We start from the raw sequence: 13,248 nt of genomic DNA, 5'->3' as shown, positions 1-13,248 counted from the left end.
TAGATGGCTGAGCTTAAGTTGGCGCTCGTCACCGTTGGCTAAGAAGTTATTATACCTGTGGAGTAAACAAGTGAAGTTACGCCTGAGCTGCAAAGCTATCATGATCGCCCTGTCTTTGGTCGTGTCGAATGTGGCGGCTTCTGAAGAGCTTAAGGTGTACAATTTTTCGCCTGTCAATCAGTACAATATTAATCTTTCGGCCAGTTTTTGGAATCCAATTATTAAGTATGTGTCTGAAAAAAGCGGCGTGAATCTCACGCTGAAGTTAGGGCGAACTTCCTCTGATACAACCAGTTATGTGCTCGCGCAAGAAGTTGATTTCGCGTTCACCAACCATCTTTTTAGCCCCGAGCGCGACAAAATGGGCTGGAAGGTGTTTGGTCGCCGTGACGCGCCTGCCCTCGAAGGACAAATCGTGGTGCCTGCCGACTCGCCGATTCATAGCCTTTCGGAACTAGAAGGCAAGGAAGTGGTTTATCCAGGGCCCGAAGCGTTCATTGCTTATAAAGTGACAAGTTCGGAATTGGTCAAGAAAAAGATCAATACGTCTACTGTGTTCGCAGGAAACATGGACGGTGCTTTCAGCCAACTCCTTAGCGGCAAGGCCCAAGCGATGGGGGCCAACTCACAGCTTGTAAGCGGCTACACGGAGAGAGAAGGGAAGTCGTTCCGCGTCCTGTGGAGTTCGGCCTCGTTCAACGATTTGGCCCTCATGGCATCCCCTCGGGTTTCCAAAAAAGAACGTGATGCGGTCGCCAACGCATTTTTTAATATGCAAAACGATCCCGACGGTAGCAGGGTTCTTCGTGAGGCGACCGAGCTGGTGCATGCACCGACACCGATTACCTTCATTCCTGCGACGGAAGCGGATTACGCGTCCTATCGTGATTTTTATAATAGTTTGCCAGCAAACCTCAAGTAAATAATTTCAACGTTAGCTGGAGAGGCTGTTAATGAATTTCTTTAAAAGCCTGCTGCCCAAATCACTGACATCGCGAATACTGGCGATGTTATGCATTCTGATACTGACTTTTTTGACGACGGGCCTGGGCCTGTTTTATAAAAACCAGCTGCTTCAGCATATTGAAGAGATACAAGACACCGCTAATATGCTGATCGAGGTAGCCGCGCAAGCGGTCGAGGAGAGTGTCGTCATCGGCGATTACGACACCATCAAAAGAACCCTCGAAAAAACCCTGGCTCGCTCGCCGTTCAAGTCGGCCATGTTTATTGACCTGTCGGGTGGCGTCATTCGCCTTGAGGCCGCCAGTGCGCCGCTTGGAAGAGCGCCTGCATGGATAGAGTCTGAAGTCGCTGCGCGATTATTCGACGTCAATCGTCCGATCACTGTTGGCGGGAAAGATTATGGTGTGATGCGTCTGTCTTTCAATGCCGAGAGAATTGCTGCCGCACTCTACAGTCTTGTGATTCAGGCGACACTCTTCGCTGGGTTCTTTTTGCTGATCAGTTTGACGTTGATGGGATTCATGATCAAGCGTTCGCTTGCCCACTTGGGCAAGCTTTACTCTTATGAGGCAGAAATCGCTTCAGGCGCAGTGGCAGCAGAAGCCATGTTAGTCGCTGATGCTCCCATGGAAATACAGGAGGCGATAAAAGCGGTAAACCGTACTGCTGCGAGTATGCGCAATCACTTTGGGCTGCGTATCGAATCGTTGATGAATACCTTGGTGCAGCATAAAAATGCCCTGGATGAGGTGTCGATCGTTTGCGAAGTGTCGGCCTCCGGACGTATCACCTACGTTAACGAACGATTCGTCACAAGCTCACAGCACTCGCGAGCCGAGCTTTTAGAGTTGACGATCGATGAAGTCTGGACCGGCATGTCTTCGGCCAATGAGCCGTGGCAATGGGCACCTGAAAATGAGGTGTGGAACGGTGAGGTCAGGCTTGCTGGTCGTACCGGCAAGGTTGCATGGCATCGACGCACTGTCATACCTATTCTCGATGACCTGGGCGGCGTTGAAAAATATATCTGCATCGATATCGATATCACAGATCGAAAAGAGTTTGAGGTAGCGATTCTGGATAACGCCAGAAGGCAGAACCTTATCGCCTTGTTTGGCCAGCAGGCATTGACAGAGGAAAACGTCAGTGCTCTGGGTGAGCTGGCGGCACTGACTGCGGCGCAAGGATTGAACCTGAGCAAGGCCGCTTTACGGGTCGTTGATCGAGTGAACCATGAGGTCATCGTCACCGCGGAGGTTGGCTTCGCCGGCGTTGAAATCCGCAGTGGTTATCATAATGATTTTTTGAACAGTACTGCTTCTTCTGCCGGGTTTGTCATTAATTCTGATTCGCCTGATAGCCGTTACACGCTGCTTCCTTGTGAGACAGTAGCGGCGTGCAGTATTAGAAGTGGCCTGGAGGTTGATATCTCTTGCAGAGAAGTCTTCAAGGGCGTTCTTGGGGTGTATGCCAGCAGGGATTACCGCTTTACGCGTGAAGATGTCAGCTACCTTCAAACACTTGCCAACCTCTTGGCAGCCGCGCTTGAACGGTATGATGCAAAGAACAAGCTGACCTACCTGGCCGAAAATGATTCGCTCACCCGTCTGCCTAATCGCTGGTTTCTCAGCAATTATCTGCGCGAGATAATCAGTCGGACCACGTCAGCGCCAGATGCAGTAAGCGTCATATTCATAGATTTGGACCGGTTCAAAGCCGTGAATGACACCATGGGGCATTCAGTAGGCGATCAATTGCTTATCCAGGCGGGTCGACGCTTGAGAGACTGCATTGATGAGAACAGTGTGGTTGCGCGGCTGGGAGGCGATGAGTTTTCGATCGTCGTCACCCACAAGGTCTATTCCGAGAGCCTCATCAAATCGCTGGCGACCCAGGTTGTTGATGCGTTGGGTAAACCGTTCAACCTGGGCGGCCAGGATATATTCGTTTCAGCGAGTGTGGGCATCGCTAATTATCCGTTTGACGGGCGTGACACGGGCGTTATCTTGAAGAATGCGGACACCGCCATGTACCATGCGAAGAAAAGCGGCCGTAATAATTTCAAGTTTTACGACGCCCGGATGAACGAAAGTTTAACCCGGCGCTTGCAAACTGAAACGCTACTGCGGGGTGCACTTGAGCGCGATGAGTTTATTCTGCACTTTCAGCCCAAGGTCAGCCTCGTCGATGGCAGGATAAGTGGTCTGGAGGCTTTATTGCGCTGGAATCACCCGGAGCAAGGTATGATTTCTCCGGCCGATTTTATCCCTATTCTGGAGGACACGGGCCTGATCATTCCTGTCGGCGTGTGGGTTATCCGCAAAGTCTGTGAAACCCTAAAGAGCTGGGAAAAGAATAATATAAGGCTGGTGCCGATCGCCATCAATCTGTCCGTCAGGCAGCTTCAGGTGAAAGGCCTGGCCGAGACCGTCAAGCATATCGTTGAAGCATACGGTATCAACCCCGCTCTTTTAGAGTTCGAACTGACCGAGTCGATGCTGATGATCGATCCCGAGTCGGCAGTTGAAATACTCCGAGATATAAAGTCGTATGGTATAAGCCTTTCGGTCGATGATTTCGGAACGGGCTATTCCAGTTTGGCTTACTTGAAGCGATTCCCTCTTGATGCCCTCAAAATCGACAGGGCGTTTATCAAAGATATCACCAGCAATCATGAGGACGCCGCGATCACCCGGGCGGTAATCGTATTGGCGCACGAATTGGGTCTTAACGTCATCGCAGAAGGCGTCGAAACAGTCGATCAGTTAGAGCTGCTCGTGACGTATGGCTGCGATCAAATGCAGGGTTATCTTTTTAGTAAGCCTGTCATCAGTGAAGAGTGCGCTGCGATGATTAAATCGTCACGCAGTCTGGATATAAGCTTTTCTGAAAGTGGTGTGGCATAACATCGTATTGATCGTGTCTGCGAGAGCGGTCATGGCAGGCCGCTGTACGCAGCGGCTGCTTTTGGCCGAAAGCACGTATTGGCAGGTAGCTGCGTTTGATCAACGATACGCATCAGACGAAACATTTCCGACCCACTGCTACCTGAGTCGAAACGAAGCAGTCTTCACAAAAAATCACCCACTCGTTCATGGTATGCACAGCCAGCTATAATTTTTTCCTCGAAAAGCGTGTAAATTATAATTTTCTCGTGACTCGTATAGGAAATTCTCCATGCAGCAACCCATTGAGCGAGCCGGGTATAGCTGGCTGATCAATGCACTGGATCTTCGCTGCGTGGCGCTTGATCATGAGTGTGTCATTGGCTCGCGGCCTGCGCTCTCACTGCCCACTGGTGGCGTGAAGATAGAGGTCTTCACCAAGGGCTATGCCAGAGAGCATCGCCCCGTTGACCAGATGCTTTTTGCGCTCTCATACGAAGGGGTGAATATAGGCGTTCTGGAGCGCGCCTTTCAGAATCCGGCTGTTCGTAATGACCTGACTGCTGCAATCGTCGAGAAACCAGCCAGCGGCTATCTGCGCCGACTCTGGTACATCTGTGAGCACATTGCAGGCCACCAGTTGCCTTTGCCCGACGCGGCTCAAAACATACCCTATGAGCACCTGCTCCCACCGGATAAATATTTCACCGGCCCAGAGCAAATGTCGCGCAGACACCGGGTGCGGATGAATCTGTTGGGGACACCGAAGCTTTCGGCTCTTGTTACACGCCAGAGTTGGGCAGACGACAATCTTCTGAATGCACAAATAGTCGAGCGTATGCATGACCAGATGGTCGACTTCTCAGTCAGCGAGATTGCTAGAGCGGCGCAGTACCTGCTGACGACCGAGACCCGCAGTTCATACGAGATTGAGCACGAACGCCCGGCGCCTGATCGAATCCTGCGCTTTGTGCGAGTGCTGGAACAGGCAGGCCAGCGCTCGCTTGATGAGGAGTTCCTGTTCGACGTCCATCGAATAGCCCTCGCTACGGGGCGTCCTGACCCTTCCATTGGTGCTTACAGGTATATGCAGAACTGGCTTGGCCGCGGGGATCTGATCCACCTCATCCCGCCAGCGCCGGAGAACGTTCCTGAGATGATGGAGGAGTGGTTCCTGATGCGTGAGCGCGTTATGCGCAGTAACGCGCCAGCGCTGGTTAAATTGAATGCGATTGCGCACAGCTTTATCTATATCCACCCTTTCATGGACGGCAACGGCCGTTTGTCCCGCTTCATCATGCAGGACATCCTGGCTAATGAAGGTGTCAAGCTGCAGGGCATTATCATGCCAATATCTGCTGGCCTTCTGGTCAATCTCGAGACTTATATCGGCGCGCTTGATGCCCTGTCACGGCGGATACTCGGTGCTACGCAGTACCACAGGACGGACCTGGCCAGCGACCCTGAACTGGATGAAGCGCACGATCATCTGTTCGCTCATCTGGATTTCACTGATCTGCAGGGAGAGGTCAACAAGAGTGCTGCGCGGGTTCTGGACGGGCTCATGCGCGACGAAGTTAACCATCTCGTTCGCCGTGACAGATTCAAAGAGCAAATGAATCGCGAACTTGATCTGTCCAACCGAGACCTTGAGCTTCTAATCGCGGTGATCTACGAGAACAGCGGACATGTCTCCAAGCGCAAGCGGACCGGGTTGTTCCAGCACCTGACGGATGAAGACATTGCACTGGCGGAGAGTATCTACGCCGATCTGCATGCGCCTCAAGCGACAGAGTCTAAGTAACGCTTTCACCTTCTAGGTCAGACTGGTCCGCGGCGAGCTTCGACGCTTCGGCCAGCGCTGCGTTAAAATTAGCCTCTGCCGTTGCGGGATCCGCGAGCGTTGCTTCCGATAGCACCGCGTCGATGGCCGGGATGCCCACCATCCGTGCCCAGGTTCTGAGGTACGCGACCTGATGGTCGTAGGCTTCGGTGGGGAAGTCTTCCCCAAGCGCTACCCCACGTGAGGCGAACACCACCACTTTCTTACCTTTGAGCAGACCACGCATGCCTTGGGCATCGAATTCAAACAGCACACCGCGCTGCGATACGGCGTCAATCAAGTGCTTAAGGCGGTAGGGAATACCGAAATTCCACATTGGCACACTGAAGAGGATGACGTCGGCTCGGTGGAAACGCTCGCCCAATGCATGGATCTGCTTCCACACTGCCTGTTGCTCAGCGCTCATTTGCACACCTTGAAGGTCTGCGTACTTGGCGTTCAAGGCAGGACCGTCGAAGGGCAAAAGATCGGTCGTCCACACGTCCAGAGCGTCCACAGTGGATTCCGGATGAAGTGAGGTAAAAGTCTCAAGGTAGCGCGAGGCCAGTTTCAGGGAAACGGAGCGCTCGGCGCGGGGAGAGCTGGCGATATGAAGAATATGCATGGAATCATTCCTGTTGGGTGCACCCGCAGAAGCTATCCAATTTAGTCTATGAGTTGACGCCGATGTTCCTTCTGGCTTATCGGCTTGAGAGCTAAGTCTACATCCTCAGCGCTATAGCCTCTGCCACAAGGCACTCCAGCGCAAACTGCTCGGTATAGGTCATCTGAATCGGCGTGGTCTCGCCCTTGACGGTCCGCTCCCCATCGAGGATGTAGCGAATGCGTTTGTCGGTCACCCCGATGCGCTTGGCGATCCACGAAGGGGTTTGGCCGATGCGCGAGATCAGTTTGTCGGCATATTCGGTGGAGGGGTTATACAGTTCTGCGTTGGGTGTCATGGGGTGTCCAGATAGAGGTCAGGCGCTATAGATGCGGGGGAGTATGCAGCACCGTGCGCTGTTCGTCGCCGAGGGGCTGGCAACCGACATATATTATGCAGCGACTGCAGATTGCCTTCGCGAGCCAGCGCGCTCCCGCAGGATCCTGTCTCCAAGAGCAAACCGCGCAGCGTCATTCAATGCAAGTGGCGGGTGGGGCGATCCTTCGCCCATCCTCAGTCAGCAACGATCAGAGTTTCACGCCGAGTGTTACGAACGCGCTGCGCGGTGTGCCCACTTGAAGAATCTGCAAGTTGCCCGCCGGGTCGGTGGCTGCGCTGGCGTCGGTGTTGAGGGTGGAGATGTAGCGTTTGTCGAACAGGTTGACCATGTTCAGCGACAGCGTGGTGTCCTTGAGGGCGCCGAGTTTGCCGAAGTCATAGCCGAGGTTGGCGTTTGCCAGCCAGTAGCCGCTGACACTGGAGTCATTGGTGTAGGTGTAATAGCGCTTGCTGATGTAGCTGCCTTGCAAGCCGGCGTTCCAGTGTTCCCAATTCCAGTCCAGGTTGCTCGAATACATCAGTTTCGGTGTATCGACGACGGTCTTGCCTTTTACATGAACGGTGTTGCCGCCGCTGGCGTAGTCATCGTCGTAAGTGCTGTGGTTATAGGACATGGAGTTGGACCAGCGCCAGTTCTCATTGGGCGTCAGGCCGAACGACAGCTCCAGGCCTCGACTGGTGACCGAGCCGACGTTGGCGACGCCGTTCTGGCAGATGACGATGCCGGTGCAGTTGGTGATGGCGACCAGGCGGTTATCGAATTTGGTGTTGTAGATCGCCGCCGAGGCCGAATACAGCTTGGTGCTGCGGCGCACACCCAGCTCCACGGTTTTCGAGGTTTCCGGCTTCAGGTCCTTGAAGCCGTTCTGCGCATCGACGGCGCTCTGCGTCGTGAAGAACGGGCTGTAACCGCCACTCGGGAACGCTGCCATGTTTTCCGAGTAAGAGGTGAAGACTTCGTCGTCCTCGTCGAGTTTGTAGGTTGCGCCTACTTGCGGCAGAAACCTGTCCCGCGCTTGCAGCGAACCACTGGCGTAACCGCCGCCTTTGCCCTCGGCTGTCGAGGTTGTCACGGTATTTTTCGCGCCGAACTCAAGTTTTAGGCGGTCATCGAGCAAAGTGTAGGTGTCGCGCAGGTAGAACTGCCGGGTCAGGTCGTTGTAACTCTGATCCAGCACGGTGGCCGCCAAGGGCAGGCCATCGGTTTTGACGATGTGGTTCTGCGGCGTCGCATTGGTGGTATCGAACAGGTAACGCGAGATGTCGTTCTTGTTGGACTGAATCCAGAACCCGCCCTGAATTTCATGCTGGCCGAGGTAGTAGGTCAGTGAACTCTGGAAACCGGTTCGATCAATGCCGTATTTTGTGCTGCGAATCGAATTGCTCGGCACTGTCGTCGAGCCGCTGGTGTAGACGAACGGGTAATACGAATTGCCCCGGCCCGAGTCATGGTGGTGATAGGCGGTCGCGTCCAGAACCAGATCATCGGTCAGCGAGAAGTTGCCGTTGAGGATGTCCAGTTCGTCGTCGCGCAGGCTGCTGGCGTTGTAGGTCGCATCGTTCGCGCTGGTGACCCCGCCGCTATAAATGCCGTTGGCCGCATTGACCGCGCGGGTCCAGTCCGGCGTGTAGTAGCTCCAGTTGTAGCCCAGACGCTGGATGATGCTTTTGGACATGTTCGGCAGGTTGGCTTCGTCATGAGACGAGGTGCTGTGGAAGAAGCTCACCCGATTGTCGCCGAAGTTGTAGTTGACCTTGGCGTTCACCGCGTCGGACTTTTGCGGGTTGTTGTGGCCTTTCCAGGCGTCGGCGTCGTACTTTTCGCCCGACACGTACGCTGACAGGCCGTTGTATTCGCCGGTATCGACCCGCATGAAAGTGCGTGAGGTGTCGTAGCTGCCCAGGGTTTGCGACAGACGCGCGCCGAACTCTTTATCGGGGTTGGAGCTGGTGAACTGGATGGTGCCGCCCAGATCACTGTTGGATGCCGTGCCCAGTGAGCCGATGCCGGGTGCCACTTCGCTGGAGGCGATGTTTTCCGCGATGATCGCGCGGGTGATGCTCAGCCCGTTGAAGTTGCCGAAGCTCATGTTGCCGAGGGTGACGCCGTCCAGCGTGTAGCCCAGGTGGTGCATATCGAAGCCGCGCAGGCTGATGCGCTGGCTGCCTTCCTCGCGACCCAGCGGGTCACCGGACTGGAAGTTGACCCCCGGCAGGCGTTGCAGAACCTTCATCGGGCTGGTGCCTGCCGAGTAAGCCTTCACATCCTTTTGCGTCACGCGCTGCACCTGGCGAGTCTCGCCCTGACCAATCACCGACACCGTGCCCAGCGTCATGGCGGCGCTGTTGTCGCTGGCGGGCGCCGTTGCCGAGGTGGGCACATCGTCATCGGCCTGAATGAACGGGCTGATCAGGCACAATGAGTTCAATGAAATCAGCAGCGCGAGGCGCGTTACCGGGAATCGAGGGGCACGCGATATCGATCGATTGTTCATGGAAAGGTTTTCCTGGGGCGTCAGGGTGCCGCGCTTGCGGCGGGTCATGTGGTTAACGACAGGTTTTTGTTTCAGGGGCTTTCGGTAATCACCGACAGGCGACTGATGCCGGCTTTCTGCACATCGGCCAGTACTTGCGCTACGCGGCCGTAACCCGTCGCCTGATCGGCGCGCAGGCTGACGGCGACGTCCGGGTCTTTGCTGTGCAGGGTTTGTAGAGCCTCCGGGAGATGCTCCAGCGCTACAGCCTGGCTGTCGATGAATACGCTGCCGCTGGCGTCGACACTCACCACCACCGGGTCGGACTGATCCAGTGAGGTGGTGGCGACGGTCTGCGGCAGGTCCAGCGGTATGGCGTTATTGAGCAGCGGTGCGGTGACGATGAAGGTCACCAGCAGTACCAGCATCACATCCACCAACGGCGTGATGTTGATGTCGCTGATTGCATCGTCATCATTGGACGTGGAGAAGGACATGTCAGCTCACTCCTTTCAGGCTCGGGGCCGTCTTGTCGCGGTGGTCGGGTTGCAGCCGGAAGGCGTTGCGTTGCGAGAGGTTGAGGAAATCCACGGCGAACTCTTCAAGGTCCGCGATCACCAGCTTCAGACGCCGCCCGAAAAAGTTGTAAGCCAGCACCGCAGGCACCGCGACGGCGATGCCAACGCCGGTCGCTACCAGCGCTTCGCCAATCGGCCCGGCGACCACCGCAATGCTCGCCGACTTGGCCTGGCTGATCGCGCTGAGTGCATGAATGATCCCGAACACCGTCCCGAACAGGCCGATGAAGGGCGCGGTGCTGCCGATCGATGCCAGCAGGATCATGCCGCTCTCCAGGCGACGACGTTCCTTGTGGATCTGTTGACGCAGGCTGCGCTCGAGCAAGTCCTGGCGGTTCCAGCTGTGGCCCAGGTCCGGCGAGTCGTGGGGCGCGGCGAGTGCCTGCGCGCCGGCATCGGTCAGGCGTGCCAGGCTGCCTTCACTGTTCGGCAGGTGCAGCGCATTTTTAAGGTCACGGGCGGCCCAGAATTGCGTGGCGTAGCGTCGGTTCTGCCGGGTCAGTCGCCAGTGCTGGAAGGTCTTTCCGAGCAACAGCGCCCAGGTCACCAGCGAGAAAATCACCAGCAGGGCCATTGAGGATTGGGTAATGAGTACGGAGTAAGCAGTGTTCATGACGTGAGCCTCAGGGTGCGAGTTTGAAAGCCATGGGGACGTTGACCCAGCCTTCTACCGGGGTGTCGCCGCGTTTGGCGGGAATAAAGGTCCATTGCCGGACGGCGGCCTGCGCGGCTTCATCCAGCGCCGGAACGCCGCTGCTTTGCAGCACTTGCACCTGGTCGGTACGTCCGTTGGGCAGCACATGCACGCGCAGCATCGTCGTGCCTTCCTGATGGCGGCGCGCGGCGGCAGGCGGATAGACCGGCGGCGGATTGTTCAGGTAACCGGCCCGGCCTATCGGTGCGGTGGTGGTCTGTGGTGCCGCTGGTGCAGGTCTTGGCGCTGGCGCTGCAGCAGCCGGTGTGGGCGCCGCGACGGAAGGTGCCGGCGCAACAGGTTTGGCGACAGGTTTGCTCGTTGCGGTTCTGGGCTGGGCCTTGGGCTTGGGCTTGGGCAACTCGGCAGGTTTGGGCTCGAGTGGCGCGGGCTTGGGAGCTGGCGCAGGCGGCTCCGGTGCTGGCTGAGGCGTTGGCTCGGGCGGCGTCGGTTGTGCAACCGGCGGCGCCACGGGCGGCGGCATCCACTGCACGGTGATCGGCATCGGCGGGGTCGGCTCGGGCGCTTGCGGGTGATCGGCCATCAGCCACGCGGCCAGCGCGGCATGCAACCCGATCGCCAGTGCAATCGCCAATGCGGCGTGCGGCCATGTGCGTGGTGCGTTGTCGCCGTTCTGCTGGACCACAAGCGACGATGGGGCAACGTTGCAGTTACCCACAGGCTGATGTGGCCAGTGGCGTAGCTGACGCGGCGGTAATCGGCGGGACAGTATCAGCGTTGACATGAGTTCAGCTCACCCGTGAAAGAATACGAACCTTGGCGCGTTGGCGAAAGGCTCGTTTCAACTGGAGCTGATATTAATACTCGTTGTGTGTATTAATTATGACCGCCGCCGCGTGATCGTGATTTTCTGTGTTAAAAGTGAACCCGGCTTGCCGCGCAACTGTTCGTAAATTTCATTAGGCGAGGCATCGGCTGCAATGCTATCTGTCCATACGTGCCACGTTCGTCATTACACGAAAACGTATCGCCGCGCAGGCTGGGCAACAGGGCGTCACCCTCTTGATCCGCGGTTCACACCTTGGACAGAAACGGGAGAACTCGATGAAATTGCTACGTTACGGTGAGAAGGGTCTGGAAAAGCCAGGCTTGCTTGATGCTGCCAACCAGATCCGTGACCTGTCTGCACACGTCAAGGATATCGCTGGCGATGTGTTGAGCCCTGCAGGGCTTGCAAGCCTGGCTGCGCTGGATCCCGAGAGCCTGCCTCTGGTTCCGGGCCAACCACGCATCGGGGCGTGTGTCGGGCAGGTCGGCAAGTTCATCTGCATAGGCTTGAACTACGCTGACCACGCCGCGGAGTCGCAGATGGAAGTACCGAAGGAACCGATCATCTTCAACAAGTGGACCAGTGCTATTTGCGGCCCCAACGATGATGTCCAGATCCCCCGTGGGTCGCTCAAGACTGACTGGGAGGTCGAGTTGGGCGTGATCATCGGCAAGGGCGGACGTTATATCGATGAAGCCGATGCCATGGAGCATGTCGCCGGGTATTGCGTGATCAACGATGTGTCCGAGCGCGAATGGCAGCTAGAGCGCGGCGGGACCTGGGACAAGGGTAAAGGCTTCGATACCTTCGGCCCGTTAGGTCCATGGCTGGTGACCCGCGACGAAGTTGCCGATCCTCACTCGCTCGACCTGTGGCTGGAAGTGGACGGCCACCGCTATCAGAATGGCAATACGCGCACGATGATTTTCAGCGTGCCGCAACTGATCGCCTACCTGAGCCGTTGCATGAGCCTGCAACCAGGCGATGTCATCTCGACAGGGACGCCACCGGGTGTGGGGCAGGGCGTGAAGCCGCAACCTGTTTTCCTGCGTGCAGGGCAACGCATACGCCTGGGGATCGCAGGGCTGGGCGAGCAGAATCAGTTGACCGTTCCGGCCGACTGACCCGCTGCCAGCAGGGGGCCGGCAATCGGCTCCCTGTCACACAAGCCATCAGCCCTGCAAAAACGCCAGCAGGTCTTTGTTGAGCGTCTCTGCATGGGTCACTGCAAACCCGTGCGGCGCGCCTGGGTAAACCTTCAGTTCGGCCCCCTTGATCATCGCGGCAGCCCGTTTGCCCGAGGCTTCAAACGGCACTACCTGATCGTCGTCACCATGAATCACCAGGGTCGGCACATCGATTTTTGCCATGTCCGGGCGGAAGTCGGTTGCGGAGAACGCTGTCACGCAATCCAGCGTGCCCTTGAGTGAGGCGAGCAGGGCGATGTTCAGCGTCTGCGTCTGTACGCCTTCGGAAACTTTCTGGCCGTGGTTGATGCCGTAGAACGTGCTGGCGAAGTCGCTGATGAACTGAGCGCGGTCCTTGAGCAGGCCTGCCGTGATGCCATCGAATACGGACTGGTCGACGCCTTCCGGGTTGTCAGCGGTCTTGAGGAAGAACGGCGTAACCGAGCCCAGCAACGCCAGTTTGGCCACTCGCTCGCTGCCATAGTTGGCGATGTAGCGCGTAACGTCGCCACCGCCCATGGAGAAGCCCACCAGTGTCACGTCGCGCAGATCGAGGTGTTCGATCAGTTCGGCGATGTCGTCAGCGAAGGTGTCATAGTCATAGCCGGTCCACGGCTGGCCGGAACGACCGAAACCGCGGCGGTCGAAGGCGATGGTGCGATAGCCCCGGCTGCTCAGGTATTCCATCTGGTATTCCCACATGTCCGCATCCAGCGGCCAGCCGTGGCTCAACAGGACCGGTTTGCCCGTGCCCCAATCCTTGTAATAGATCTCGGTGCCATCTTTGGTGTTGAACGTGCTCATGCAGATTCCTCTTGATGTCAGGTTCTCGATGTCAGGTTGATCGGG

General features: G+C 56.7%; 11 protein-coding genes. 4 read left to right on the top strand and 7 right to left on the bottom strand.

Features of this window, described 5'->3' with window-relative positions:
• Positions 1–100: 100 nt before the first annotated feature.
• From V476_RS07670 to V476_RS07660, 3 genes are all read left to right on the top strand, one after another.
• Positions 101–922, top strand: a complete 822-nt coding sequence (locus V476_RS07670; protein WP_032629734.1) for a phosphate/phosphite/phosphonate ABC transporter substrate-binding protein — start codon at positions 101–103, stop codon at positions 920–922.
• Positions 923–953: 31 nt separating this feature from the next.
• Positions 954–3,872 (top strand): putative bifunctional diguanylate cyclase/phosphodiesterase, encoded by a 2,919-nt coding sequence (locus V476_RS07665; RefSeq protein ID WP_024961308.1) that lies wholly within the window; start codon positions 954–956, stop codon positions 3,870–3,872.
• 271 nt (positions 3,873–4,143) lie between these two features.
• On the top strand, positions 4,144–5,655 hold the full coding sequence (locus V476_RS07660; RefSeq protein WP_024961307.1) for a Fic family protein: 1,512 nt from the start codon (positions 4,144–4,146) through the stop codon (positions 5,653–5,655).
• On the opposite strand, the gene V476_RS07655 is transcribed toward V476_RS07660, so the two are convergent.
• The 6 genes from V476_RS07655 to V476_RS07630 all read right to left on the bottom strand — a co-directional run bounded on the left by V476_RS07655 (position 5,648) and on the right by V476_RS07630 (position 11,167).
• Positions 5,648–6,298 carry an FMN-dependent NADH-azoreductase gene (locus V476_RS07655; RefSeq protein ID WP_024961306.1) on the bottom strand — a complete coding sequence of 217 codons (651 nt, stop codon included), beginning with the start codon at positions 6,296–6,298 and terminating at the stop codon, positions 5,648–5,650. The genes V476_RS07660 and V476_RS07655 overlap by 8 nt on opposite strands.
• Before the next feature lie 97 nt (positions 6,299–6,395).
• Positions 6,396–6,635, bottom strand: coding sequence for a hypothetical protein (locus V476_RS07650; RefSeq protein WP_003317071.1), 240 nt, complete (start codon positions 6,633–6,635; stop codon positions 6,396–6,398).
• Between the two features lie 229 nt (positions 6,636–6,864).
• Positions 6,865–9,171: a TonB-dependent receptor gene (locus tag V476_RS07645; protein ID WP_003426650.1), complete on the bottom strand. Its 2,307-nt coding sequence runs from the start codon at positions 9,169–9,171 to the stop codon at positions 6,865–6,867.
• Between the two features lie 71 nt (positions 9,172–9,242).
• Positions 9,243–9,647, bottom strand: a complete 405-nt coding sequence (locus V476_RS07640; protein ID WP_024961305.1) for an ExbD/TolR family protein — start codon at positions 9,645–9,647, stop codon at positions 9,243–9,245.
• 1 nt (position 9,648) lies between these two features.
• Positions 9,649–10,341, bottom strand: coding sequence for a MotA/TolQ/ExbB proton channel family protein (locus tag V476_RS07635; protein ID WP_003317067.1), 693 nt, complete (start codon positions 10,339–10,341; stop codon positions 9,649–9,651).
• Positions 10,342–10,351: 10 nt separating this feature from the next.
• Complete coding sequence (locus tag V476_RS07630; RefSeq protein WP_024961304.1) at positions 10,352–11,167, bottom strand: energy transducer TonB; 816 nt, start codon at positions 11,165–11,167, stop codon at positions 10,352–10,354.
• 320 nt (positions 11,168–11,487) lie between these two features.
• On the opposite strand from V476_RS07630, the gene V476_RS07625 reads away from it, so the two are divergent.
• Positions 11,488–12,336, top strand: coding sequence for an ureidoglycolate lyase (locus V476_RS07625; protein ID WP_004412103.1), 849 nt, complete (start codon positions 11,488–11,490; stop codon positions 12,334–12,336).
• Positions 12,337–12,384: 48 nt separating this feature from the next.
• Here V476_RS07625 and V476_RS07620 read toward each other — a convergent pair whose 3' ends face one another.
• Entirely contained in the window at positions 12,385–13,203 is an 819-nt protein-coding gene (locus tag V476_RS07620; RefSeq protein ID WP_024961303.1) for an alpha/beta fold hydrolase, read from the bottom strand.
• Positions 13,204–13,248 lie beyond the last annotated feature (45 nt).

The organism is Pseudomonas syringae KCTC 12500 (genome assembly GCF_000507185.2).
GTDB classification, from domain to species: domain Bacteria; phylum Pseudomonadota; class Gammaproteobacteria; order Pseudomonadales; family Pseudomonadaceae; genus Aquipseudomonas; species Aquipseudomonas syringae.
The sequence above is the reverse complement of the archived record's forward strand: the minus strand, read 5'-3'. Positions and strand labels throughout refer to the sequence as shown.